The 25,311-nt window shown below is 39.3% G+C and carries 19 protein-coding genes and 3 tRNA genes; 15 read left to right on the forward strand and 7 right to left on the reverse strand.

Annotated elements, in window-relative coordinates; translation table 11 throughout:
• Positions 1 to 159 precede the first annotated feature (159 nt).
• Together FHK89_RS09415 and FHK89_RS09420 are read right to left on the reverse strand one after the other, a co-directional pair.
• Positions 160 to 1,548 carry a WS/DGAT/MGAT family O-acyltransferase gene (locus FHK89_RS09415; RefSeq protein ID WP_230659367.1) on the reverse strand — a complete coding sequence of 463 codons (1,389 nt, stop codon included), beginning with the start codon at positions 1,546 to 1,548 and terminating at the stop codon, positions 160 to 162.
• 192 nt (positions 1,549 to 1,740) lie between these two features.
• On the reverse strand, positions 1,741 to 2,562 hold the full coding sequence (locus tag FHK89_RS09420) for a thiazole synthase (protein WP_230659368.1): 822 nt from the start codon (positions 2,560 to 2,562) through the stop codon (positions 1,741 to 1,743).
• Positions 2,563 to 2,844: 282 nt separating this feature from the next.
• Between FHK89_RS09420 and gspE the strand changes: the two genes are divergently transcribed.
• Both gspE and FHK89_RS09430 read left to right on the forward strand, forming a co-directional pair.
• The gene (gene gspE, locus FHK89_RS09425; protein WP_230659370.1) at positions 2,845 to 4,365 is read left to right on the forward strand and encodes a type II secretion system ATPase GspE; all 1,521 of its coding nucleotides are present in this window, start codon (positions 2,845 to 2,847) and stop codon (positions 4,363 to 4,365) included.
• A 255-nt stretch (positions 4,366 to 4,620) separates the two neighbouring features.
• Positions 4,621 to 5,259, forward strand: coding sequence for a carbonic anhydrase (locus FHK89_RS09430; protein WP_230659520.1), 639 nt, complete (start codon positions 4,621 to 4,623; stop codon positions 5,257 to 5,259).
• 112 nt (positions 5,260 to 5,371) lie between these two features.
• Here FHK89_RS09430 and FHK89_RS09435 read toward each other — a convergent pair whose 3' ends face one another.
• Positions 5,372 to 5,869 (reverse strand): hypothetical protein, encoded by a 498-nt coding sequence (locus FHK89_RS09435; protein WP_230659372.1) that lies wholly within the window; start codon positions 5,867 to 5,869, stop codon positions 5,372 to 5,374.
• Between the two features lie 487 nt (positions 5,870 to 6,356).
• Between FHK89_RS09435 and gloA the strand changes: the two genes are divergently transcribed.
• Positions 6,357 to 6,914: a lactoylglutathione lyase gene (gene gloA / locus FHK89_RS09440; protein WP_230659374.1), complete on the forward strand. Its 558-nt coding sequence runs from the start codon at positions 6,357 to 6,359 to the stop codon at positions 6,912 to 6,914.
• Positions 6,915 to 7,032: 118 nt separating this feature from the next.
• The gene (locus FHK89_RS09445) at positions 7,033 to 8,037 is read left to right on the forward strand and encodes a mechanosensitive ion channel family protein (protein ID WP_230659376.1); all 1,005 of its coding nucleotides are present in this window, start codon (positions 7,033 to 7,035) and stop codon (positions 8,035 to 8,037) included.
• 431 nt (positions 8,038 to 8,468) lie between these two features.
• Here the strand turns inward: FHK89_RS09445 and FHK89_RS09450 are convergent, their stop codons facing one another.
• The 3 genes from FHK89_RS09450 to ribA all read right to left on the reverse strand — a co-directional run bounded on the left by FHK89_RS09450 (position 8,469) and on the right by ribA (position 11,207).
• The gene (locus FHK89_RS09450) at positions 8,469 to 8,921 is read right to left on the reverse strand and encodes a c-type cytochrome (RefSeq protein ID WP_230659378.1); all 453 of its coding nucleotides are present in this window, start codon (positions 8,919 to 8,921) and stop codon (positions 8,469 to 8,471) included.
• Between the two features lie 591 nt (positions 8,922 to 9,512).
• Positions 9,513 to 10,505 (reverse strand): oxygen-dependent coproporphyrinogen oxidase, encoded by a 993-nt coding sequence (gene hemF, locus FHK89_RS09455; RefSeq protein ID WP_230659380.1) that lies wholly within the window; start codon positions 10,503 to 10,505, stop codon positions 9,513 to 9,515.
• 57 nt (positions 10,506 to 10,562) lie between these two features.
• Positions 10,563 to 11,207 carry a GTP cyclohydrolase II gene (gene ribA, locus FHK89_RS09460; protein ID WP_230659381.1) on the reverse strand — a complete coding sequence of 215 codons (645 nt, stop codon included), beginning with the start codon at positions 11,205 to 11,207 and terminating at the stop codon, positions 10,563 to 10,565.
• 792 nt (positions 11,208 to 11,999) lie between these two features.
• Between ribA and dxs the strand changes: the two genes are divergently transcribed.
• Both dxs and FHK89_RS09470 read left to right on the forward strand, forming a co-directional pair.
• A complete protein-coding gene (gene dxs / locus FHK89_RS09465) occupies positions 12,000 to 14,111 on the forward strand; it encodes a 1-deoxy-D-xylulose-5-phosphate synthase (protein ID WP_230659383.1) in 2,112 nt (703 codons plus the stop codon).
• A gap of 144 nt (positions 14,112 to 14,255) precedes the next feature.
• Complete coding sequence (locus FHK89_RS09470; protein WP_230659385.1) at positions 14,256 to 15,089, forward strand: inositol monophosphatase family protein; 834 nt, start codon at positions 14,256 to 14,258, stop codon at positions 15,087 to 15,089.
• A 207-nt stretch (positions 15,090 to 15,296) separates the two neighbouring features.
• On the opposite strand, the gene FHK89_RS09475 is transcribed toward FHK89_RS09470, so the two are convergent.
• Positions 15,297 to 16,118 carry a DUF4442 domain-containing protein gene (locus FHK89_RS09475; protein WP_230659387.1) on the reverse strand — a complete coding sequence of 274 codons (822 nt, stop codon included), beginning with the start codon at positions 16,116 to 16,118 and terminating at the stop codon, positions 15,297 to 15,299.
• A 187-nt stretch (positions 16,119 to 16,305) separates the two neighbouring features.
• Between FHK89_RS09475 and FHK89_RS09480 the strand changes: the two genes are divergently transcribed.
• The 9 genes from FHK89_RS09480 (at position 16,306) to gspG (ending at position 25,098) form a co-directional block, all read left to right on the forward strand.
• On the forward strand, positions 16,306 to 17,826 hold the full coding sequence (locus FHK89_RS09480; RefSeq protein ID WP_230659389.1) for an McrB family protein: 1,521 nt from the start codon (positions 16,306 to 16,308) through the stop codon (positions 17,824 to 17,826).
• A 36-nt stretch (positions 17,827 to 17,862) separates the two neighbouring features.
• Positions 17,863 to 19,374 carry an McrC family protein gene (locus FHK89_RS09485; protein ID WP_230659391.1) on the forward strand — a complete coding sequence of 504 codons (1,512 nt, stop codon included), beginning with the start codon at positions 17,863 to 17,865 and terminating at the stop codon, positions 19,372 to 19,374.
• A 184-nt stretch (positions 19,375 to 19,558) separates the two neighbouring features.
• A tRNA-Pro gene (locus FHK89_RS09490) sits at positions 19,559 to 19,635 on the forward strand.
• A gap of 89 nt (positions 19,636 to 19,724) precedes the next feature.
• Positions 19,725 to 19,801 (forward strand) — tRNA-Arg (locus tag FHK89_RS09495).
• A 61-nt stretch (positions 19,802 to 19,862) separates the two neighbouring features.
• Positions 19,863 to 19,938: transfer RNA gene (locus FHK89_RS09500), tRNA-His, on the forward strand.
• A gap of 736 nt (positions 19,939 to 20,674) precedes the next feature.
• Positions 20,675 to 21,652, forward strand: coding sequence for an AraC family transcriptional regulator (locus tag FHK89_RS09505; protein ID WP_230659393.1), 978 nt, complete (start codon positions 20,675 to 20,677; stop codon positions 21,650 to 21,652).
• A gap of 255 nt (positions 21,653 to 21,907) precedes the next feature.
• Positions 21,908 to 22,828 (forward strand): hypothetical protein, encoded by a 921-nt coding sequence (locus FHK89_RS09510; RefSeq protein ID WP_230659395.1) that lies wholly within the window; start codon positions 21,908 to 21,910, stop codon positions 22,826 to 22,828.
• An 81-nt stretch (positions 22,829 to 22,909) separates the two neighbouring features.
• Positions 22,910 to 24,121 (forward strand): type II secretion system inner membrane protein GspF, encoded by a 1,212-nt coding sequence (gene gspF, locus FHK89_RS09515; protein WP_230659397.1) that lies wholly within the window; start codon positions 22,910 to 22,912, stop codon positions 24,119 to 24,121.
• 530 nt (positions 24,122 to 24,651) lie between these two features.
• Positions 24,652 to 25,098 carry a type II secretion system major pseudopilin GspG gene (gene gspG, locus FHK89_RS09520; protein ID WP_329958706.1) on the forward strand — a complete coding sequence of 149 codons (447 nt, stop codon included), beginning with the start codon at positions 24,652 to 24,654 and terminating at the stop codon, positions 25,096 to 25,098.
• Positions 25,099 to 25,311 lie beyond the last annotated feature (213 nt).

Consider the following 25,311-nt stretch of genomic DNA (forward strand, 5'->3'; position numbering starts at 1 on the left):
TGCTACCAGAGGTGATCAGCACAATATCATACAATCAAACACAGTTATGATATGAGTGAGCAACCTGTAAAATTAAAATCGCTGCCATTAAATGACAGCGATTTTTTTATGCAACTTTTTATACTGATACAATTCTGTATACAATATTTTTTATATAACTTATTGTTCTCGTGCCCCCATTTGTATTTCATCGGCAATTTTTTCTAAAATACTCAATTCATTTGCCAGTAGTTTGAGTATGTTTTGTACATCAGGCAACACTTTACTACAAGCTGTAATACCAAACTCGATTTTATTCAGATAGCTGGATAAAGTAATATTCATGGCTTGCCCGTTGAGGACGATAGAGGCTGGGTATAATGCTTTTAATGGTGCACCATTCCAGTACAATCGTTTTTTAGAGCCTGGAACATTAGAGATAATAAGGTTGAATGCTTGTTTTTTTGGTAGGGCTCGTGTGAGTAAATTAAGCCCTTCCCATGCGTAGACAATGCCACTGTAGTTAATTACCTGAGCTTGATTCATGCGACCAAAACGGCGTTTGCCATCATTCATACTACGATGAATGGTTTTTAGACGTGTGACAGGGTCACTCAGATGCGTTCCTAAGTTTGCTAAAATAAAAGAGACTTGGTTGCCATGAATGCTGTCATCTTGACGTAATGAGATGGGGACAAAAGCGATTAGGGGTTTTTTGGGTAGTGCATCTAAGGACAGCAGATATTGACGCAAAGCCCCTGCGCAAACGGCTAAAACAGCATCATTCATACTCACTTTAAGAATTTTGGCAATCCGAAAAAAGCGTTTTAACTCATAAGATTCAGCAGCGATACGTCTTGAGCTGGATATGCGCTGATTTAAAATACAACTGGGTGCTTGGGTGGTGGTAACAAAGTCTGGTTTATGACGCTCCACAAAACTACGCTTTAACTCTCGTGAGACAGGCGCAATTGTTCCTAACTGCTCTTTGATGATTTGAGTAACGGGTTTATTAATGGGCAGTAGGGCATCGACTTGATTACGATGTCGTGTCATCAGTGACCAAACGGGCAAGCTCATGACTTCATTGGGAGATTGTGATAAAGATTTTTGAATTAAGCGCATGGCAGCGATGCCATCTACCAAAGAGTGATGAATTTTAAAGTAGAGGGCAAATCGCTCAGGTTGTCCTTCAGCTTCAGGCTCGATGCCTTCAATAATATGACATTCCCATAAGGGTTTGGCTCGATCTAGCAGGCGGCCATGCTCTTGAGATAGATATACCAGTAACTCACGAATACGGGCAGGTTTGGGTAGGGCTAAATGGCGAAAATGATGATCCACATCAAAGTCACTGTCTGTTTTCCAAAAAGCTAACTTATCTAATACTTGATTAAAAGGAAAAGTGGGGTTGACCTGTGAGTGGCGCATTTGCTTGACCAGTTGATATACAAAGTCTTTGCTTGCATTTTCTGGCAGTTCAAATAAAAATAAGCCACCGACGTGCATTGGTTGGCTGCGAGTCTCTAAAATCAAAAATAACTGATCAACAGCACTAAGTAAGCGCATGGAGTATCCTTAAGATAAAACAGTACCTCCCTGTATCCCCTCAGTATGACATTGAGTCAAAATCTCAATCACAGCGTTTTGACTTGAAGCTTGAAGATAGTAACAAGGGCAGTAAAATAATGTTGATTAATAATAGCCCAGCGCTTTAGACAATACTTAAGTATTGTCTAAAGTGTTTAATGGACGCTAAACTTATTGGAAAAAGTAACCCGTTTGTGGCGAGCTGGCCGTTGCCATTTTACGCATTGGCATGCGTCCTGCCAAATACGCTTCTCGTCCTGCCCAAATGGCATGTTTCATCGCTGTTGCCATCATCACAGGATCACGTGCATAGGCGATGGCAGAGTTCATAAGTACACCGTCACAACCAAGCTCCATCGCAATCGCAGCATCTGAGGCAGTACCCACACCCGCATCGACCAATACAGGTACGTTGGCATTTTCAATAATTAAGCTTAGGGTATGGCGATTTAGTAACCCTAGTCCCGAGCCAATCAAACTACCGAGTGGCATAATGGCAACACAGCCCATGTCTTCTAGTTCTTTGGCAACAATAGGATCATCTGAGGTATATACCATGACCTCAAAACCATCAGCAATGAGCGTTTGTGCCGCTTGTAGGGTGGCAGTGACATTGGGATAAAGATTGTCTTTATTACCAAGCACTTCAAGTTTGACCAAGTTATGCCCATCTAACAGCTCACGTGCCAACTGACACGTACGTACAGCACTGTCAGCATCAAAGCAGCCAGCTGTATTGGGCAAAATGGTATAATGCTTGGGTGAGATGACATCTAATAGGTTAGGCTCATCCGCATTTTGACCGATATTAGTACGGCGAATGGCAACAGTGACAATTTGTGCAGCAGAGGCAACAATGGCTTGCTTGGTTTGTTGCAAATCTTTATATTTACCCGTACCCACAAGCAAACGGGATTCAAACGTGCGACTGCCTATGGTTAAACTGTCATTAAGACATAAATCAGGTGTGATGTTTTTATTTTCTTCTGGCATAGGGTGTGATCCGATTAACTTTATTTAGTATTTAGTTAGGAGGACAAACGTAGATTATAGCAAATCTGTACCTGCCACGGCAGTAAGTATTATGAATTGAGCACAACTATTTCTGTCAGTTTCACTTTGGGCCTTTAGATTAAAAAAAGATGGAACAAATTATGCGAATAAACAGCACAACCAAGCAGGGAGTATAGTATATTAAACCCAGTTCTCACTCAGCAGGATTTTGCTGAATAATTGATATCACTCACACTTAATACTTAATAATGCGTGCTCACCATGTCTTTTTTACCTTATAGCTTTGCAAAACGTCATCAAATTTTATTATTGCCATCTGTTGATAGCAGTATGCCGCCTAGTCTTATTTTGACTGAACAAACCCCACCTAGCGCAATTAATGAGGCCATTCGCTATGCGATGACTCAAGGACAGACACAAACCCCTGAGTATCAGCGTATTGATGCAGAGGAGTTTGAAAAACATCTGTCAGCCGCTTATGCAGGTAATACTGGAGAGTCGCAACACATTGCCGCAGGGCTTGAAGACCATCCTGACTTGGTGAGCTTAGCAGACAGTGTGCCCGAAACCGAAGACTTGATGGATCAACAAGATGATGCTCCGATTATTCGTCTTATCAATGCACTATTATCCGAAGCGATTCGATTAAATGCGTCTGATATTCATATTGAGACCTTTGAAAAACGTTTAGTAGTACGCTTTCGGGTGGATGGTGAGCTCAAAGAGATCGTCAGTCCAAAACGCCAACTCTCTCCCTTACTGGTTTCACGTATTAAAGTTATGGCAAAACTAGACATTGCCGAAAAACGTGTGCCGCAAGATGGTCGTATTAGCTTACGTTTGGCAGGGCGGGAAGTGGATGTGCGTGTTTCTACACTGCCATCAAACTTTGGTGAACGGGTGGTAATGCGTCTACTCGATAAACAGGCAGGCAGACTGAATATGACCTATCTGGGTTTATCGGATAAGGATTACCAACAACTAAAACATCTGATTCATCGCCCCCATGGCATTATCTTAGTAACAGGGCCAACGGGATCGGGTAAAACCACCACCTTGTATGCCGCCCTGACTGACTTAAACGATCAAACTCGTAATATCCTGACCGCAGAAGATCCGATTGAATTTCAGCTTGATGGTATTGGGCAAACTCAAGTCAATAATAAAGTTGATATGACCTTTGCACGTAGTTTACGTGCCATGCTACGTCAAGATCCAGATGTGGTGATGGTGGGGGAGATTCGAGACTTGGAAACAGCAGAAATAGCAGTACAAGCCTCATTAACGGGGCATTTGGTGTTATCCACTTTGCACACCAATACCGCCATTGGTGCTGTCACTCGTCTGCAAGACATGGGGGTTGAGCCATTTTTGTTATCATCTTCATTGATTGGCGTGGTAGCACAGCGTTTGGTACGTACTTTGTGTCCCCATTGCCATACTTGGCAAGGTGCAGATGCGGTGCAGGCGCAATTATTTTCTGAGGTGGGCATTGATGTCAATGCAACTGTTAAGCTGCCAAAACCTGTGGGCTGTGACAAATGTAATCAATCAGGATTTAAGGGCAGAACGGCAATCTATGAAGTCGTGCCTGTCGATGATCACCTGCGTCAGTTAATTCATGGTAATACTGCTGAGCATGAGATGGAAGCCTATGCAAGGCAAAAAACACCGTCAATCCGTGCTGATGGACTCAATAAAGTATTGGCAGGTAAGACCACATTAGAAGAAGTATTACGAGTTACCAAAGAGACAGTGGTTGAAAATACAATAGAGGTATAAATCGGCAAATCATAGTTTTGCCAGCATGCCATTTGTATATTTGATGATTACTAGTTGCTGGTTACTTTACAAAGCAAAGCTCTTTTGTTTTTAGCGACATATATTTATATTGCTATATTAATGTTATGACATATTTTGTTACAATATCTACAATGAAGATATAAAAAGGCAATTGGCATGACATTGGAAAGTAGACACAACTCGACGCTAAAATCTCGCAGTGATAAAAGCAGTGACCATATAAATACTTTGAGGATGACAGAGCGTCCTAAAACAGGGGCGCAAGCACTTGAATTATTAAAAGCAGGCAATGAGCGATACGTTAATAGTCTGGCAAACGCTAATGCCAGCCCAATGATGCAAAAACGTCCTGAGCTGGTGCACGAGCAATATCCATTTGCCATCATACTGGGATGTTCAGATGCTCGAGTACCCGTTGAGATTGTGTTTGATCAAGGTTTGGGTGATTTGTTTGTCATTCGAGTGGCGGGCAATGTGGTTGCGCCTTCTCAGATAGGCTCGGTTGAATTTGCTGCTGAAAAATTTGGTACTCAGTTGGTGGTGGTGCTTGGTCACTCTCATTGTGGTGCAGTGACTGCTTGTGTTGAGACTTTGCTCAGCCCTGAGCAAAATTACTCACCTAACTTACAGTCCATTGTTGATCGTATTAGACCCAGTGTGTATAACTTACATGAATTGGCTTCTGCCACCGGAGCAGAGGTAGATGAGGAGATTTTAATTGACCGTTCTATACGTGCGAATGTGCGCATGTCAGTGAGTCAGTTAAAACATGGCTCACGTACACTAGAAGATATGGTTGATGCAGGTAGGTTATTGATTGTTGGTGCAGAGTATGACTTAAAAACAGGAAAGGTATTATTTCTACCCACTTGATTGTTTTGTGGTAGTCCATCTTTTAAGGGTTTATAAATCAAATCCTGTTTTTATATTTTATAGATGACAACGTTGAAGAATAACAACGTTGAAATCGTTGATATTAATGAGATTAATTGTCTTTATCAAATAGTCCCATGACAACATGCAACATAGGATTATCAATAGTAGACTTAGACTTTTGAGTATCTAAGTCATTTGACTCATCAGCAAAGTTCATCGTTGACCCTGGAGCTGCCATTTCTAAACTGGCAGGAGAAGAGGTTATTTGAGCTGAGTTATTTGTTGTATTGCTGTCTACAGGATGATGACTTGGTATGTTAAATAATTCTAAATCATCTAATAGTGGTAGTGGCTGTGTAGATTGCGATGTTGGTTTATCCACATGATATTTAAGTAGATTCAATGCCACTAACCGTGTGAGATTAACATTTCCAGATAATTCATCGAATATATTTTCAATCTCTGATTTGTATTCAAGATTACTATCCTCATAAAAAGCAATTAAGTCCAGTACTTCTTTTTCTTCACTGGTTAAATTTAACTCTGCTGGCAATAGGTTTTGCTTTGCCAGAGGCGTACAAGTAAAGTGCTCAATGGTTATGATCATAGTTCTATCCTCATTTGATATTGTGAGTTACTGTGACCAAAATTATCTTTTCATCTTCAGTAAGTAAGGATGACTGTAACACACTTTTGATCAAAGTATCATATGATAATAAAAATCATTTAATATCATTTTTAGCTATTTAGTAACGAATATGGCTTATCAATAGAATCATAACTATCAAGTGAATGATTAGTTGTATGTTCTAAAAAATATATTTTCATATTAGTACACTTATATTACATGCAAAGAGTATTAGTTACAAACTAATACATTGTGTTACTTTTGTAAGAAAAGCCTATCTTTTATTCATTTGGGTATTGATGTAAAAGTAACATAACACCAATTATTTAAGGTTTTGAAGGATAAAGATAATTAGGATAGATATGTAGTATGTAAAGTGACCAAATGATTTGTTGTATCTAGATTAATTTCACTATTATTTATTTTATAACTAGGGTTTTATGTTTTATAACTAAGGAGTTTTTTTATGAGTGACAGTCAAAACAATCATTCTATAGTGCAGCCAAGCTCAAGCCTAAATATAGAAGGCGTACAGCCCATTGCTGTGCAGACAACAGGCTTTACCTTTAATCACACCATGCTAAGAGTCAAAGACCCAGTCAAGTCATTGCAGTTTTATACGGGTGTTTTAGGTATGACGTTATTGTGTGTCAAAAAATTCCCTGAGATGGCATTTGATTTGTATTTTCTAGCAAAACTTTCTGAACAAGAGCGTCAAAATCTACCAGATAGCGAAGATTTAGCCATTTATACGTTCCGTCAGCGTGGAATATTAGAGCTGACCCATAACTATGGCAGTGAGGATAAGGAAGGCTTTAGCTATCACGATGGCAATGATGAGCCACAAGGATTTGGTCATATTTGCTTTAATGTGCCCGATTTGCAAGCAGCGGTAGAGTGGTTTGATGCCAATGGTGTTACCTTTAAAAAACGTCCTGATGAAGGCAAAATGAAGGACATTGCCTTTATTAAAGATGTCGATGGATACTGGATTGAAATTGTACAAGCCGAAAAAATGGGCTGATTGCTGTGAATTTATGGCATCTATCTTGAACAGGTGCTATAAATTATTTATAGTTATATTTATTAATTTCCCCTATTCTCAAACAGCCTCATAATATAGATAAGGAATGCTTCATATTATGCCGACTCAAAATGTTGCTTCAAATGTGACCAATGCCACCCAAAATGTAACGAGGAATGTAGCAGATAAAGTCAATGAATATCAAACCATTGCTTCTGCCGCTCAAGGTATGTTTACCGATTTTGTTGAGCGAGTGCCTTATTTTATTGTGGCATTTTCTGTATTTTTAATATTTTGGGCAGCGTCCTATCTATTTAAGAAAGCCATCATTAAAATACTGAGTAAAAATCAGTCCTATCACAATCTGGTTAAGGTATTTCAACGGGTCGGTGGGGCATTGATTCTTTTTGTTGGCTTTATGGTTGCTATGGTAATTGCCATTCCAGGGTTTACCCCTGCAAAGTTAATTGGCGCTTTAGGGATTGGTTCGGTTGCCATTGGTTTTGCGTTTAAAGATATTTTTCAAAATCTTTTATCTGGGATTTTATTGTTGTTATCTGAGCCTTTTCGTATTGGCGATCAGATCATCTCAGGTGACTTTGAGGGCACAGTAGAAGATATTAAAGTACGTGCAACTACAATTAAAACCTATGATGGGCGTCAGGTGGTGATTCCTAATTCAGACTTATATACGTCTGCATTGACCGTCAATACTGCCTATCACCAGCGACGTTTACAGGTGGATGTTGGTATTGGTTATGATGATGATATTCGGCAGGCGAAAGCCGCTATTTTAGCGGCATTAGATAAAGCAGAAACGGTCTCACGTAAGGCTGAACCTTCGGTGATAGCAACTGGTTTTGGTGATTCAAGCATTGATTTGACTGTGCGTTGGTTTATTGATGAAGGGGTACAGGCAAATAAGGTAGCCTCTATCCATGAAGTGATTGTGATGATCAAAGATGCCCTTGATGAGGCGGATATTAATATTCCATTTCCTATTCGCACTTTGGATATGGGTGATGCTTCTGTGGATGCTTTGGTCGATAAGATAAATCAGCAAGCAGCAAAACAATCCTTAAAACAAGTAACAAAGCAAACAACAAACCAAGTAACAGAATAAATACATCATGAGTCATCGTTACTGATTTACAGAAACGTAAAGCGAAGTAGTTATAGGGTCTGTTGAACTTTCACCCCGTTAGGTTAATATTCATAAGGGATATCGCTATTTTTTACTTTCAGGTAAAAATTGGCTAAATTTGCATGATGAAGCGTTAATGAACTGGTTAATATCCTGCTGTTATTAACAAGAGCTACCTGCGTTCATTGCCTTGATTAAGTTACTGTTTATTAAAAGTCACTGTTTATTAAAATCAGTATCTCAATTTTTCCTATAAAGATGAATGTTCAACAGTCCCTAAAAGAAACACCCTAATTAGCCTCTATTTTCTCAATTATTTGTAAGATTGTAAGAGAAGATGAGTGCTAAATTAGGGTGTTTTTATTGATAAGTATGATGATATTTTTTAATTGACCAACAGTAGGTGTTGATTAGTTTGGTTGTTTATAGGTGGTATGGCAAGATTTACAACTTGCGCTAACATTTTCAAAAGCAGCTTGTACATCAGCCGTACTGGTGGCATTTTGAGCAGCAGTATTTAGCTCAGCGGTGGCTTGTTGGAATTTATCTGCTTCGGCTTTAAAACCTGCTGCATCAGTCCAAACTGCATCTGTTGCACCCCCTTTGCTATTTTCATCAGCAAAGTGTGTCCAAGGTTTAACAGCATCAGTGGCTAAAAATGCTGCTTCTTCTTGAAATTTTGCCGCATCAAATGTATCAGGGTTTTTCATCATACCACCCATCACTTTCATGGCATCTCCCCAGTTTGCCATCATATCTTGACGTTCTTTAACACCAGTATTGTCACTGGTGCTACTACAAGCGGTTATCAGTAATCCTATTGGTAAAATAATGCTGGCAAATAGGGCTGATTTGATATTCATAAATTCTCCTTAGGTAGCGGCGGCTGCCTTGTTAATGTATTGCTTTCTATTTAAATTAAAAATTAACCAAACTAAAAATGAATCAAACTACAAAATTTGCTTCTTATTTTTAGCTAGAGGTTATATCGGTCAGTATGGATAATATTTTACTGATAAACAGCATCTTATACTGCATCAACAAGTTAAATGTATGACAGCAATCTCAATATTGAGTTTATGACTTGTTACATGAATATTGTGGTTAAAGAGTGCGTATATATAAAGTACTCATTTGATGCTATAAACAAACTAAGCAGTTGGATTGTTTTATCTATACTCTATCATAACTATATGATATTGCTTGTTTTAATTTCAAGAATGTCATTATAAATTATGAAGGGGTTTGATGACAACTTCATGAAGTTTGTCTCAAGGAAAGCTATCTCAATGAAGGCGGTATGGCTAGATAGCGATGGTTTGATTTCTATAGTTTGCCTAACTCCCCTTGCCACAGCGAGGAACAAGGGAGGAGAGAAGAGGATAAGATAAGCATCACAATCTGCTTTAATATACTTTTTGTGATACTGTCTTTTTAAGAGGGTATCTAGTCTGCTAGTCTGTTGTAGAAAGGTTTAGCCAGTCTTGTGGTTTTAAATAAAATTCAGTCAGTTTGTGTTCATCTGTACCCACTTTGGGCTCATAACGATAGTGCCAACTGGTGAGTGGCGGTAAACTAACTAAAATAGACTCAATACGCCCATTGCTTTGTAAGCCAAACAAAGTACCACGGTCATAGACGAGATTATACTCAACATAGCGTCCACGACGATAAAGCTGGAACTCACGTTGCTGCTCGGTATAAGGTTTGCTGCGATTGTTTTCAAAGATTGGGATAATACCATCTAGATAGCCATTACCAACGGCTTGCATTAACTTAAAACAGGTGTCAAAGTCCCAGCCTCTGCTTTGGGTATTGACATCATCATAGAATAAACCACCGATGCCTCGATGTTCCTGACGATGGTGTAAATAAAAGTATTCATCACACCACTGTTTAAAGTCTGCATAGACATTGTCACCAAAAGGTGCACAGAGCTTATGACAGACTTGATGCCAATGCTGACAGTCTGCAAAGACAGGATAAAATGGAGTTAAATCAAAGCCACCACCAAACCACCAAATCGGTGCTTCGCCTTCTTTTTCTGCCACAAATAGGCGCACATTGGCATGGCTGGTGGGTACATGAGGATTTTTTGGGTGTACCACCAGTGATACCCCAAGGGCTTGTGCTTGTCGCCCAGCAATATCTGGGTGACGCGCAGTGGCAGAGGCGGGCAGGCTGTTGACTTGGATGTGGCTAAACATGACTCCTGCTTTTTCGATGACGTCTCCACCTGCCAGCACACAAGAGCGACCACCACCGCCTTCTTCTCGTGTCCAGTCATCAGCAATAAAAGTTGCCGTGCCACCTTCTGCTGCTTCTTGTTGCTCAAAAGCCGTACAAATACGCTGCTGCAAATCAAGCAGAAACTCTCGTACCTGAGTGATGTCTGTCTGGGTTGGCTGAGAAGTGGTCACGTTGGTTGAGTCATTATTTAGGGTCATAAATAACCTCTTTTTTGTGTATGTCTTTTAGGGGGTAAGGGAAATGTTGATAATCACTTATGGCTTGAAATCAACTGTCAAATCAGAGTCAATAATATGACCCATCTTGTCACGTTTGGTGCTCAGATACGCGCTATTTAGAGCATTGACACCAACGACTAACGGTACTCTATCGACCACTTCGATACCCAAGTTGGTCAAATAATCGACTTTAGCTGGGTTGTTGGTTAATAAGCGTACTTTATTGACACCGACATGTGCCAGCATCGGACGACACATATCATAAACACGTGCGTCAGCAGGCAGTCCCAGTAGTAAATTTGCTTCTAGGGTATCATGTCCTTGGTCTTGCAAGGCATAGGCACGTATTTTATTGGTAAGTCCAATACCCCGACCTTCTTGGCGTAGATATAACAATGCCCCACAGCCATATTCTTGGATACGTTGCATGGTAGTTTGTAGCTGCGGACCACAGTCACATTTAAGCGATGCAAAGGCATCACCTGTTAGACATTCGGAGTGAATACGTACCAGTGGAATGGGTGGCAGTTCTGGGTTATTTTTTATGTCTTGATGTTCTACAAGCGGCAGCCCTACGGTTAACATGACATGCTCTTGCCCTTGCTCATTTTCAAAGACATGAATATCAAAGTCTCCATATTGAGTGGGAAGGTCAGCTCGGGTAATAAACTGATAGGACAACTTTTGCTCCTAAATTATTTTGTGGTCTAAAATTATGTATATTATGTATATATAGAGGGAATGAACATTATCAATATGGTTGGCTGTATGATAAATTTACTCATTACCATTGTATTTGTCATTTGCTAATTACCATTAAGTACCATTTTATTGGGTGTTGGCTACTGTAAAAATCGCTCTATTGTCATTGCTTTGTGATTGTTTTGATACAAAAGGTAAGGTGATAAAAATCAACCATTATTTGCTAGCGTGATAAAAAATGCCTATTAATAAATCATGCAATATATTGATTCATAATACTGCCTGTTATAATCAGCAAGTTCTTAATTGGCATACACAGTCAAAATAATTTTACTTCTGTAAATGACAATAGATAGAAACCAATAAGGCGAGTGATAAAAAAAGATGCTATTATGCCACACTATTTTGAATTAATGATGCTCTAGGCAGTCTTATGATTGGTTAAAGTCTATTTTTATATGATTGTATATAGCAATTACTATGTATGGTTATGGTTAAATAAATATCAAAATGGGGTTTGAGTGTTATTGATTCATTATGATTCCTTGAATTTTCCATCATATTTTTTGTCATGCGAGTCATAATAGTGATATAGCAAACAGTCATATAGATTGGTTATGATGATAAACTTGGTTGTCATGACAATATTTTTTATGTTATCACTACATTGTTATTATTGTTAATAAATTATTCATAGTTAGATAATACAAGTAGAGTTTTAATTAAGATTTGGTCTGGTTTCTTTTAGTTTGGTTAGGTACATAACGCTTTATGCAGCAATCGCAACACGCTTCACAGTCATCACTCAAGAGTAGTGATTCTCAACAAGATAAAGCTGCTGCTTTGCCATCAGCTCAGGAAACTGGTGCATCATCGACAGCGGATATTCATTCTTTAAGTTTGCAAAAAGTATTTGATCAAATCCCCAGTCAGCGTCCGCAAACTCCTTTGCTTGATGCCATTAGTTCTCCAAAAGATCTGTCAGCATTGTCTACTGATAACCTTGTGGCATTAGTTGATGAGCTACGTGAGTATCTATTATATTGTGCAGGCGTTAGTGGTGGACATTTTGGTGCTAATCTGGGGGTGATTGAGTTAACCGTTGCATTGCATTATTTATTTGATACCCCACAAGATAAGTTGGTTTGGGATGTGGGTCATCAGGCTTATGCACATAAAGTATTAACAGGGCGACGTGAGCAATTATTGACCATTCGTGCCAAAGATGGCTTGACTGCATTTCCTGAGCGGCAAGAGTCTGAGTATGATACTTTTGGTGTTGGGCATTCTTCCACTGCCATCTCAGCAGGACTGGGTATGAGCTTGGCACTACGTCATCAAAACAAGGCTGATAAAGTCGTTTGTGTGGTTGGTGATGGTGCAATGACAGGTGGTATGTCATTTGAAGCGATGAATGATGCAGTACAGCAAAATGCCGACTTGTTGGTCATATTAAATGATAATGATATGTCTATCTCATGTGCGATAGGCGGGTTTTCTCGTCATTTGGCGATGCTATGGCAGGCAGGTTATCAGGTAGACATCACCGTATCTGGCAAACCTAAATTGCGTTTACGTCCTGACATGAACTTTGATGATCGTCGTCTAAGACATGATCAAAGCCGAAAAATTGCACAAGTAGCGGATAATCTGTTTCGTGCCATAGGCTTTCATTACTTTGGCCCTTTTGATGGCCATAATTTGTCTGAGCTTTTGCGTGTCATTGAGCGTGCAAAGCAGTTATCAGGTCCTGTACTTGTGCATATTTATACTACCAAAGGCAAAGGTTTTGCTCCTGCTGAGCAAGATCCCGTCGGCTATCATGCCATTGGTAAACAGCCTAATGTGGCAGCAGACACATCACTATCTGATATAAAGCAACAGCCTAAGTCTGTACCTCAAAAAAAATACTCCCAAGTATTTGGTGAATTTCTTTGTGATACAGCCCAAACAGACTCCAAGCTTATGGCAATCACGCCTGCCATGGAAGAAGGTTCGGGTATGACGGAGTTTGCGCGTCAGTATCCACAGCAGTTTTTTGATGTTGCCATTGCTGAACAGCACGCAGTGACATTAGCAGGTGGCATGGCAACGCAAGGGGTAAAGCCAATTGTGGCAATATACTCTACCTTTTTGCAGCGTGGCTATGATCAACTGATTCATGATATTGCCCTGCAAAACTTAGATGTGACCTTTGCCATAGATAGAGCAGGGTTGGTTGGTGAAGATGGCGCAACCCATGCCGGTGTGTTTGATCTTGCTTATATGCGCTGTGTACCCAATATGGTGATTGCCACCCCAAAAGATGAAAATGAGTGTTATCAATTATTAACTACTTGTTATCAGCATTGTGCCCCTGCTGCCGTACGTTATCCTCGTGGTGTGGGTACAGGTGCAGTTATTGAAAAGCCAACACAAATATTGCCGATTGGGCGTGGACAGATAGAAGCGATATATGGCAATCATGATGGTTCTGATGTGGATATTCAAGTTGCCTTACTGGCATTTGGTTCGATGGTGGCAACGGCAAAGGATGTCGCTGCTGAATTGGTACAACAGCAGCCAGTACAAGTAACTGTGGTAAATATGCGCTGGGTAAAACCATTGGATCAGGTATTGATAGAGACATTACTAGAGCAAGGTGTGACGCATATTGCAACGCTAGAAGAGCATGCAGTTATGGGGGGAGCGGGCAGTGCAGTAAATGAATATATCATTAATCACAACAGAGCCAGTTATGATAGTACAATGCCTCAGCTTATCAATATTGGAATTCCTGATCGCTTTATTGCGCATGGTAGCCATGAGCAGCAGCTTGCGGATTGCCAGTTAGATAAAGTGGGCGTGTTAGCGACTTTAAATAGTTGGCTAAAGAAAGAGTAAGCAAGCATTTGTTTTAGATTAATTGGGACAGTTAGGTTTGAGAACAGACTGATTTTTCTTTTAGTGCTCATTGTTGCTGATTTCTTTTTAATTTTGTTTTAGTGTAGACACATAATATATTTTTAATAGAGTAGTGGATAATTTATGGAACCTATGGTCGTGATTGCAGCCCGTGCTGCACAAAAAGTTGGTGCAGAAATTCTTAAAGCGCATCAAAACCGTCATAAAATCGAGCTTGATATTGAGTCGAAGGGTTTAGATGGCTTGGTTACCCGTATTGATCGTTTTAGTGAAGAGTTAACAATAGAGACACTAAAATTCAACTATCCCAATCACTCCTTTTTGGGTGAAGAGTTTGGCATGCAAGAGGGACAGGGAGAAGATGCAGACTGGTGCTGGGTAATTGATCCGTTAGATGGCACACATAACTTTGTTCATGGTGTGCCACACTTTTGTGTTTCGATTGCGGTGCAATATAAAGGAGTCACCGAACATGGTGTCATTTATGATCCAGTACGTGATGAGACATTTACCGCCAGTCGAGGTAAAGGTGCTAGACTCAATCAGCGTCGTTTGAATGTGAGTGATCGCAAAACCATCAGTGGTGGTTTATTTTCTACAGGACACCCATTAGAGCGTAAGGTAGGTAATGAAGTGGTATCGTATGCCAAAGCCCATTTTGAGAGTTTACAGCACATCTGTGAAGCGGGTGGACAGGTACGTCGTTTGGGTTCGGCAGCATTAGACTTGGCTTATGTAGCAGCAGGTCGATTTGATGGCTATTTTGAGATGGCTTTAAAGCCTTGGGACATCGCTGCTGGTGAGCTACTGGTTAATGAAGCTCGTGGTATTGTGGTGGATCATAAGGGGGCTAATAATGCCATGCAAACAGGATCAATCTTTGCGTGTAATGTTAAATTACTCAAACCATTAATGCAGACCGTTGTTCCTATTTGGGGCGATGCCATGCGTGGCTAGCTAGTAATAATTAATAATTCCCAAAGCCCCTTTTTGTTCTTAATCCAAAAAGGGGCTTTTTCAATCAGTGCTGTTATTTAAGGAAAATAAGGCGGGTTGTATCAAAGAAATCTAAACGGATACAAGCAGATTTAAGTACAGTGAAGTGCTGTTAGTATGGTGGTGCAGCAATCAAAATACAGTAAATGAGGACTCTACCGTAGCCAGTTAGTCGTTATTTGGCTTATCCTTAACAGGGTTATCAATAGGATTCTTTGTTTTTGAGGTCTCTACTGTTGCTTCTGTCGTCTCTGAGTGTGTCGCTACTTCTGTTTCAGCTTCAGCCTCAAGATTGGTGATATCCGTTGTCTTATGTTCAGTGGAGGTTTGATCTGTTGCCTCCTGTGTTAATTTTTGTTGTCCTGATTGGCGTTTTTTAAGTTCATCTTTGGGTATCCATGCCCAAGTCATTTCAACTGTGATGGGCTCACGTTGCTGTCCTTGTTGCTGTGCATTGCGATCTTCGATATAGCAAGGGATCACCATCTCACCTTTGGTTGTATTTAGAATATGTAGACGTTGTTCATCACTTAGGGTCGCAACAGCAGCAACTTGTCCTTTTTTTAGTGGGCGATAAAAATTTACATTATAAGATTTCACCAGTAGTACACGGTCAGAAGGTAAGTTTAACCCTAAAATAAAACCAGTCGCCGTTTCAGCCAATAAGGTTACCGCCACTGCATGTATAGAGCCGATATGATTTTGTACTTTTTTATCATTTTCTAAGCTCACCACAACCTTGTTTGGTGATACGATTTCGTAGTAGACCCCTGCTGTCCCTACAAAAGGGACAATTTTGCCAAACGCTGTACTAAGAATTTTTGCCCGTACATTGGCAGGCAAATATTTGGTTAGGGTAAGCAGTTTGCTAAATTGGTTATTGATAGGTCGTAAGCTGCTACTGGGTGTGGCAGAGCCATTAGATTCATCTGTACTCATGGGGGTATCATCTTGGTGATTGTTGGTTAATTTATCAAATAAAAAGCTCATGTTCATCTTCCTTATGATTCATAAGATACATGCTATCATAAGTCTACCGCATGATAGAGTATAACTGTTCACTCTATACTTTACTATCAGGTCAGCTTTTAATGATTTTTTAGGTGATTTGTATTGCATGATATCACTATCATCAATCTTATGATGATTTATTATATTTTTATTGTGGTTATTAGTTATGTCATCCTTTATTGTGTCGCAATTACCCAGTAAACCCACCAACTTAATTTTGACTGGAGTAGCAGGAACAGGTAAAACGCATCATTTACTGCATATCCAAAGATTATATGATGAAACAGTGACACTACCAACCCATAATGTTGCACAGCAGTTATTGGCAGATATTGGCTGGCGTGAGGTGGTGTGTGCGGTATTATTGCTTGAAAATAGATCAATGCGAGTAGCAGAAATTGTGCAACATGCGTTGTTTCAAGCAAAAGCTGCTGCCAATGGACGCAGTGATAATTTGCTACAAACAGCAAGTGCGATATTACAGCACCATACTGTGAATAATAACCAAGATAAGCAAAAAATATCCAATCTCCAAAAAAATAAACCGCAGTATGTAGCAGATGATGCTGTGAGTACAAAAGCAAGTGCGTCTTATTTTGTCCAAAGCTCAGATAAGTCATGGTATTTGTTAGATGCAGTGAAGCCCAGTCTTACTCAGTCTTTGTCTGAGCTGACCACCTTAGCACAGATGTTAGGGGTTAAGCATCATAACAATGACCTCAGTAACCCTCATGGCAATATTAGCAAACCAGATACACAAGCTACCAATTATCTACTTAAGTCGCATACCCTATCGAGAAGTACTCTGGTGAGTTTTCATCAAGCTTATGGCTATGATGAGTTTGTTGAAGGTATTCGCCCACAGCTTGATGAAAACAGTGGACAAATGCGCTATCGTATTGTTGCAGGGGCATTTTTAGAGCTGTGTCAACGGGCAAAAGCAGATCCCAACCATCGCTATGCCATGTTGATTGATGAGTTGAATCGAGCCAATGTTGCGCAAGTATTTGGAGAGTTGATGAGTGTGATAGAGTCTGATAAGCGGGCAGGGCAGCGCAATGCGTTGACGGTACGATTGGCTTACTCAGGACAGATGTTTAGTGTGCCAAGTAATGTCGATATTTATGCCACCATGAACACCCAAGATCGCTCCTTGGTCGCGCTAGACATGGCATTTCGTCGTCGTTTTGAATTTATCGAGATGTTGCCTGATGCCTCTATACTGCCTGTGCTGCAAGATAAATCTCAAAATGAAGTAGACTTAGCACAACTATTACAGACATTAAATACTCGTATTATGCAGCAATTAGGGACAGAAGCAGTATTGGGACACGCCTTTTTATGTGATGTGACAACGATGCGTGATTTGGCAAAAGTCATGGCAAGGCAAATCCTACCACAGCTTATAACCACAATTGAGGCTTTTGTAAGAATGGATCAGGTCGCTGGAGTGATGCAAAGTATTTTGTATGGTCATGATGTCCTAACCCATATTGATAGTGTTGATTATCCATTAGTACACTCTGTGTTATCACAAAATAGTACTCATATTCAAATAGCACCCGCTCTCCTCATCGCAGCCCAATCGCCTGATTTATCACTCACCAACACACAGCCTAATCATCAAGATAATGTCTGTGTTTATCTGAGTGCAGCACCTTATCAGCAAATTTATAAGTATTTATAAATGGAGTAGGGCAAATTTATACAAACAGGCTTTGTTATGATACAATTTGTTATGATACAAGGTATTATAAAATCAAGCAGTCAGTTACAGACGTTTACTTGTTTTGAGCATCAGCGGCTTGGACGTGATAGCTTTGTAGATACGACAGATTTTGATTATTTATTAAAGCAGCAGTTACCTTGCTTCGATATTCGTTTTTTTGCAGGTGAACCACAGTTAGTTGCCCGCCATTACTTAGCAACGATATGGCTGCCCAGTGGTCAGCGTTTAGAGATTCTACCTAAAATCACCCCTTATCATGCCATAGAAGCATCACCGCCAAATGATGTAACGATAGAGAAAATTGCCATCAATGAGACACGCCGCTGGGTGGCACAGATGTTAAGTCAGATTGCTGGTAAAGTGGCATTACAGCCATTAGTCGCCTCTGCTCAAGTGGGACACCCTCAAAATAAACCATGGCTTGATGTGCAGCAACCATGGTATTTACAGTTATATCAGCGTTTGCTTGAACATATTGATGCAGTTGCTCAGTTTTTGCCGCATCATTATCAGCAGCAGACACAAAATAGCCCACAAGCACGTGGTAAAATTAACTTTAAGCAGCAACTCAAACAAAACTTGCATCGTCCGCATTACTTTGTCACGCAAAAAGATCATTGGCAAACGCACACCTTGCTTTGGCAGTTTTTACTGACGGCAGAGCAGCAAGCGCAACAGATGCTTGGTTTATCCATCACTGATAAGCAGCAAATATACAGCCGAATGGGTGGAATGCGTCAGCCAAATAGTGGTGCTTATCATCAGCACATTCAGATGATAAGTCATCGGATAGACATATTGCCACAAACTCAGTGGCAGGCTACTTATGATAGTCTGTTACGCAATAAGCAGCACTGGTTAAGCCAATGTAGCCGCTATCAGCAACACCAGTTGCTTGAGGCGATTGAATGGGCATGGTGGTTTTTACAACCAATCGCGGTGCAACCACAACCCTCATTCAAAGAAACAGTTTTACCTTGTCAGGCATTTATGCTCAATATGCAACATGCGTTTGAGCAGTGGGTCAGTGTATGTCTTGCAGAGCAAATACATGTAGCGTCAGTATTTGTAGACAAGGATAGCAAACCAGAGCTATGTATACAGCCAAGCTATGATTGGCTGAGCATCAAAGATCCACAGACAGCACCAATATCACAATTATTGAATCGACGTATTCAGCCAGATATTTGTTTATTACAGCATCAAGACAAGCAAACGAACAGAGCTACATGTAGTTACATTAGTCATGTGATGGATATAAAATACAAGTATTTGCCGCGAATTTCTGCAATTGCTTCTAGTGACTTATATCAATTGCAAGTTTATCAAAGCCACCTACAGGCACGACATGCATGGTTAATATATCCTGCTCATAACCACTTTTATCAGCCAGTGACCTTAACCTCATCTGATAATCGTCATGCTGACATGCATAGTATGACTATAGTACCTTTTTGTACCACTAGTGCTCGTTTATTAATAGATGCTGCCACACTGTCATGTTGAGTGGTAAGTAAAGCCATATTAATTGCAAAAAAATAAAAAAAGGTGTTGACAGAGTTTAAGAAAGTCATTAATATATGCACCTCGATAGCGATGAAGCAAAACAAATTACTCAGTATGAGTTTTGAATTTTTGTTATCAGTATTACTATTAAAATTTACTATTTTATAGTAGTATAAAATATCATCGGAGTGTGGCGCAGTTTGGTAGCGCATCTGGTTTGGGACCAGAGGGTCGTAGGTTCGAATCCTATCACTCCGACCATTTTATTTAAGAGCCTTACAGGCTTTTTTTTATGCTTTTTCTAGTAATTTGTATAACAGTTACTTAATGATAAGCATTGTAAGTCATGAGCGCCTGTAGCTCAGTTGGATAGAGCATCTGCCTTCTAAGCAGGTGGTCGCAGGTTCGAATCCTGCCAGGCGCGCCATATCAAGCCTGCAATATTAAGTTTTATATCTACTAAAAGTCAATAATGACTTTTGTCTATGGCGGCTGTAGCTCAGTTGGTAGAGCCCCGGGTTGTGATCTCGGTTGTCGTGGGTTCAAGTCCCATCAGTCGCCCCAATTTTTATTTCTCCTCTCCTCTTTATTAAATTAATTATTCCTCTATAATTTTTCAATTTATATTAATTGTTATTACTTCAATTTTAAATCTTTATCTTCAATTATTTTATCTCATTATTTTTCTGTAGTATTTACTCCAATTCAAATAAACAAATTGTTGAATCGAAAGATTGAATAAATGTGGATGTTTGTCTTTAAAATCTAGTGCATCACTTGAGGTTATATGATTTGGATAATAAATTTAGTGGATATAAATTTTTAATCACTTTGGGTATAGCAATAATATAATATCGTAAGATATATAAAATAATGCTTATAAACTATCTATTGTAAATAGCTAAGCCCAAATTTTAGTAGCCATTCTTTTTCTTTATTTTTTAGTATCGATAGATTTTTTTGGCGTCTAAATAGATTGATATACATTATTATTGACAGTGTCTTGACATTGTTAGTTGTGATAACAAATACAAAAATTATTTAGCATTATACGATATATTAGCTTAATTTCGTGTCCATCGTCTTTATCTTTTTATGGTTAGTCCATAACGTCAGGTTTAACTTGTGTTCGCAGCAATGGTTGGTTATTTTTCAATGTCTTAATACACTCTAAAGTATATTAAGAGCGACACTTTATACTCCTTAGCAATAATTCTCTCACAGAGTATTGGGTAATCACTCTTAAATAATGTGATGGGTTTTATTAATAAGTATGCACACGTGATAGAGGAAGGTAATAATGGACGCATTAAGCATGCTATTAAAAAATGTACATTTGTATGAGACAAAATATTATTGTCTACAATGCGATGGAGATTGGTCATATTCTATAACACGGCAAGATACCATAGTGTTTTATTTGGTGTTACAGGGTAGCTTATGTATTGATATTGATGGTGTAATAAGAAATGCCCAAGCCGGCAATATCATTATGATACCCAATGCATCTAATCATACCATCTATGCGTCTAATTATAGCAGTAAGCAGGCAACACCCATTGAAATCCTACTCAATCAAAGTGATGGTAAACCAGTATTGCTTGGTGAGAGTAAAAAAAATGGCAGTACTGTTTTTGCATTGATTGAGTGTTTTTATGACAAAGAAGTGACTCGTCCACTACTTTCTGCGCTGCCATCGATATTGCCAGAGCATGAGGTACATTCACGCTATGGTGATAAAGTTTTGGATATTGGTATGGATTTTTTGTCAATTGAATCTCGGGGAGATCGCTTAGGTAAAGCGGCGATGATTAATAGGCTGGCAAGTATTATTATGATTGAGTGTGTGCGTGCATATATTGAAAGTCTACCTGAAGCTACGGATAGCTGGTTGCGCTCACTAAAAGACCCTTATCTTGCCAAAGCATTGGCAGTGATGCACAAGTCCCCTGAAAAAAACTGGACGATTGGACAGCTAGCAGAAGAGGTTGGCATGTCACGCTCTAGTTTTGCTGAGCGATTTAAACAAATTGTTGGTGAGCCGCCATTAACTTATCTGATTGATTATCGTATGCGTTTGGCAGCACGGTATTTACGCTTGCAACAAAATAGTATTAGCCGTATTAGTGAGCTTGTTGGTTATGCTTCAGATTCAACTTTTAGTCAAGCATTTAAGCGAGTGTATGGGGTATCACCACGCACCTATCGTCAGCAAAGTATTGAACAAGATAAAGTGTTAGAAAATACATTAAATTGTGATAAATCTAGATCTAAGTAATTTAATCTCAGTAGTTATAGATAGAAAGTTTTATTAGTAAAAAGTTTTATTAGTAAAATACATGGAGTGCTACTTTTGGGTAAGTATATTAAGCAAACAGAAGCGAAGGGGTGGTATTTATATTTGATTGACTATAGCAATCGCACCCATTAGCATTTATAGTAAGCTTGTATTAGTTTTGTTGGTTATAAGGTAAATACAATATTTTAGTTATTGTATGAATAAACAATAGCCTCTATAAGGATAAATGTGGTTATGGTGAATCGTCCTAGTACAATTGAACCCATATTATCTGATGCTGTTGAGCAAAACACAGCACATAATTTAGTCATGGATAAATCTTCCCTTATTGCACTTTATTGTGTTCCTGCGCTACCAATTATCAATACAACTGATCAACAGAGTCTACAACAAGTCCATGAACAGCGAGTCACTTTATACCAAGCACAGCAGCAGCGTACAAAAAATTTATATTTGGTTTCTGAAAGTGTGCGTCCCACCTATTTAGTGCCTTTATTAAAATCTCAGTTTATAGAGTATCAACGGTATAAAATGTCGGTGAAACTAGATCAGCGTGGCATCATTGATACCAGTGAGATAGAAACATTATGGCAGCAGTTGCATATTGCTGATGACTTAATTACTCAAATTGTGCAAAATATGCCAGCTCAGCGTCCTGTTGGTTGGCAAGTCAGTGCTGGCGGCTATAATCATTTGCGCTTACCGACGGTAGGTCGGCAACGCAGCTCTCAGGTCATTGCCGACCAAGAAAGTATCAATAGCTATGTGTTAGGGCATTTTGGGGTGATGAGTTATACTTACGATCGTGCTTATTTTATTGGTCATGTGGTGGGTTACTTATTTTGCTGTTATTATTTGGCACACTTATCGATTCCTTATATGGTGACTACTTTACCCAAAGGTCAGGTTGCCCATTATGAGTATGCCAGTTTGGATACCGCTAAGATGGTGCGGCTATTACAAACTTTAGATGACCGCTGCAAAAAACGTACTTATCAGTTAGCGGTATTATGCGCACGTCTTAGTGATTATCGTACAGATAAGCGCATCGAAAAGATGCTCATTGCTGAGGTTAACGAATTTGATAAACAGCAGCAGCAGCGTAGTTTAGATGCATTATTGCAGCATGGGTTGATGCCAGATGCATTGGACTAAATGAGAAAAATAACTAAAATTAATGATGAATTTATAAGCACTCTTTCACCCAACTGATTGTATTATATGTGGAAAAAGTAAATGCCTGCCTATAATTATAAAGCGTTAGACCCCTCTGGCAGCATGCAAAAAGGGGTATTACAGGGAGATTCTGCACGCCAGATTCGCCAACAATTGCGTGATAAATCTTTGTTGCCCGTTGAAGTACAGATAGTACAAGATAAATCAGCAAGCAAACACAAAGGACATTTTGGACAAAAAGGTATTTCTGCTTATGATTTAGCGTTATTAACGCGCCAATTATCAGTATTGTTAGCAGCCTCCATTCCTCTTGAAGAAGCCTTAGCATCAGTTGCCAAGCAATCGCAAAAACCCCATGTCAAATCGACTATGCAGTCGGTACGCTCCTTAGTATTAGAAGGCTATAGCTTTGCCAATGCGCTCAAAAAAGCCACCAATTTTCCGACACTTTATATAGCTACTATTGCAGCAGGTGAAAAATCAGGACATCTAGATTTAATTTTAAATCAGTTAGCTGATTACACCGAAAATCGTTTTGCTTTACAAAAGAAAATACAAGGGGCAATGATTTATCCCATTGTATTGATGGTCATGGCAGTGGCAGTAGTCATTGGTTTGATGAGTTTTGTTGTACCCAAAATTGTAAAAGTATTTGAGCAATCAGACCAAGCATTACCGTGGATTACGCAAGTTGTTTTGGGTCTATCGAATATCATTACCCAGTGGTGGTGGCTATTGCTTCTAATTATATTTACAGTTAGCTTTTTGCTGTATCGCTTTGCCAAAACAGACATCGGTACAAGTCGCATTGATGCGCTGGTGTTGCGTTTGCCTATTTTGGCACGATTATCCAAAAGCTTAAATGCCGCTCGTTTTGCCAGCACCTTATCTATTTTGGTACGTAGTGGTGTGCCATTAATTGAAGCATTACAAATTGGCGCAGCGGTGACCACCAATGTGCATATCAAACAAACGGTAATGAAAGCCGCCGATAAAGTTACTGAAGGTGCTAGTCTATCTAGTCAACTTGAGCAATCTACTTATTTCCCACCGATGATGGTACAAATGATTAAAAGTGGTGAAAATTCAGGCGAGTTAGATAACATGCTTAGCCGAGCTGCTGACATGCAAGAGGCAGAAGCGACCAACTTTATCAGTACCTTATTGGCCTTGCTTGAGCCATTGATGTTGGTACTTATGGGGGTGGTGGTGATGATAATCGTTATGGCAGTGATGTTACCGATTGTTAACATGAATGATTTGGCAGCATAATTGGCAAACGTAAGCATCAGTCTGGCAAACTTAGTTACACTCACTTTTCATCATCGTTGGCTTTTGTTGTTTCATTCTTGTTACCCATATCTTCACTCCCTCTATCTTAAAAACTATGATAAGATTTTGTCGCCAACTTCATTAACATAATTAATTAACATGATTAATTATTAGGGTTTATTGAATATTTATCTTCATAGGAAAAATTGAGATACTGATTTTAACAAACAGTGACTTAGTCCAGTGACTTAGTCAAGGCAATGAACGCAGCTAGCTGTTGTTAATAACAGTGAGATATTAATAAGTTTATTAATGCTTTCTTATGCAAAGTTAGCCAATTTTTACATCAAAGTAGAAAGTAGCTGTATCCCTTGAAGATATTAGTCTAACGAGGTAAAAGTTCAACAAATCCTAAGGTAATGAATATAAAACGGTTACTATTTTGTAGAAGCACCATCATTAATGTTAATTTGTACTTTCCTTTTTACCTGATAAATAGATGATATATGATGAATAAAAATAACAAGACTATGGATATGATGTCCTTACGCTCACATACCTCTTTGACTCAAAAAGGGTTTACCTTAATTGAGATTATGGTAGTTATTGTTATCCTTGCGATTTTAGCAGGATTGGTCGTGCCCCGAGTGGTGGGACAAAGTGACAAAGCTCGGGTCAAAACCACAGAAACTATTTTAGCAACTGTTTCCAATTCACTAGATGCTTATCGAGTCGATAATTCGCGTTATCCCACCACAGCTCAAGGTTTAGATGCTTTGGTTACCCCACCAGCAGATGCAAAAAATTATCCTGAAGGTGGTTATATTAAGGGTGGCTATCCAAAAGATGGTTGGGAGAATGAATTACAGTATGTCTCTCCAGGGACAGAAGGGCGACCATACGATTTGTTTTCTTTAGGAGCAGATGGCAAACAAGGTGGTGAAGGTTTGGATGCAGATTTATATGCCACCCCTTAACTCCTTAGTGAGCATTGGAGATGACAGGTAAAAATCACATAGCCATTGTTGTTATTATAGATAATAGATAAGTATAAAAAAGGTCTTCATTGGGTGATAGGCCTTTTTTTAATATTTAATGACAGTCATGATACTGTCCATTAAATGTATTATATTGATAATGTTTAAAATTGATTTTACTCAATATAACAATTGGTTATTTTTTAAGCTTAT

It is taken from the genome of Psychrobacter sp. I-STPA10 (assembly GCF_021012795.1).
Lineage (GTDB): Bacteria > Pseudomonadota > Gammaproteobacteria > Pseudomonadales > Moraxellaceae > Psychrobacter.

What these genes read in the sequence shown, in the direction of transcription:
- gspE (WP_230659370.1), top strand. Translation starts at nt 2,845, where the DNA reads ATGTCTTTTTTACCTTATAGCTTTGCAAAACGTCATCAAATTTTATTA.
- FHK89_RS09420 (WP_230659368.1), bottom strand. Translation starts at nt 2,562, where the DNA reads ATGCCAGAAGAAAATAAAAACATCACACCTGATTTATGTCTTAATGAC.
- gspG (WP_329958706.1), top strand. Translation starts at nt 24,652, where the DNA reads ATGGATATGATGTCCTTACGCTCACATACCTCTTTGACTCAAAAAGGG.
- FHK89_RS09435 (WP_230659372.1), bottom strand. Translation starts at nt 5,869, where the DNA reads ATGATCATAACCATTGAGCACTTTACTTGTACGCCTCTGGCAAAGCAA.
- FHK89_RS09510 (WP_230659395.1), top strand. Translation starts at nt 21,908, where the DNA reads ATGGTGAATCGTCCTAGTACAATTGAACCCATATTATCTGATGCTGTT.
- FHK89_RS09415 (WP_230659367.1), bottom strand. Translation starts at nt 1,548, where the DNA reads ATGCGCTTACTTAGTGCTGTTGATCAGTTATTTTTGATTTTAGAGACT.
- hemF (WP_230659380.1), bottom strand. Translation starts at nt 10,505, where the DNA reads ATGACCCTAAATAATGACTCAACCAACGTGACCACTTCTCAGCCAACC.
- FHK89_RS09475 (WP_230659387.1), bottom strand. Translation starts at nt 16,118, where the DNA reads ATGAGCTTTTTATTTGATAAATTAACCAACAATCACCAAGATGATACC.
- FHK89_RS09450 (WP_230659378.1), bottom strand. Translation starts at nt 8,921, where the DNA reads ATGAATATCAAATCAGCCCTATTTGCCAGCATTATTTTACCAATAGGA.
- FHK89_RS09480 (WP_230659389.1), top strand. Translation starts at nt 16,306, where the DNA reads ATGTCATCCTTTATTGTGTCGCAATTACCCAGTAAACCCACCAACTTA.
- FHK89_RS09485 (WP_230659391.1), top strand. Translation starts at nt 17,863, where the DNA reads ATGATACAATTTGTTATGATACAAGGTATTATAAAATCAAGCAGTCAG.
- dxs (WP_230659383.1), top strand. Translation starts at nt 12,000, where the DNA reads ATGCAGCAATCGCAACACGCTTCACAGTCATCACTCAAGAGTAGTGAT.
- FHK89_RS09470 (WP_230659385.1), top strand. Translation starts at nt 14,256, where the DNA reads ATGGAACCTATGGTCGTGATTGCAGCCCGTGCTGCACAAAAAGTTGGT.
- gspF (WP_230659397.1), top strand. Translation starts at nt 22,910, where the DNA reads ATGCCTGCCTATAATTATAAAGCGTTAGACCCCTCTGGCAGCATGCAA.
- FHK89_RS09505 (WP_230659393.1), top strand. Translation starts at nt 20,675, where the DNA reads ATGGACGCATTAAGCATGCTATTAAAAAATGTACATTTGTATGAGACA.
- FHK89_RS09445 (WP_230659376.1), top strand. Translation starts at nt 7,033, where the DNA reads ATGCCGACTCAAAATGTTGCTTCAAATGTGACCAATGCCACCCAAAAT.
- gloA (WP_230659374.1), top strand. Translation starts at nt 6,357, where the DNA reads ATGAGTGACAGTCAAAACAATCATTCTATAGTGCAGCCAAGCTCAAGC.
- FHK89_RS09430 (WP_230659520.1), top strand. Translation starts at nt 4,621, where the DNA reads ATGACAGAGCGTCCTAAAACAGGGGCGCAAGCACTTGAATTATTAAAA.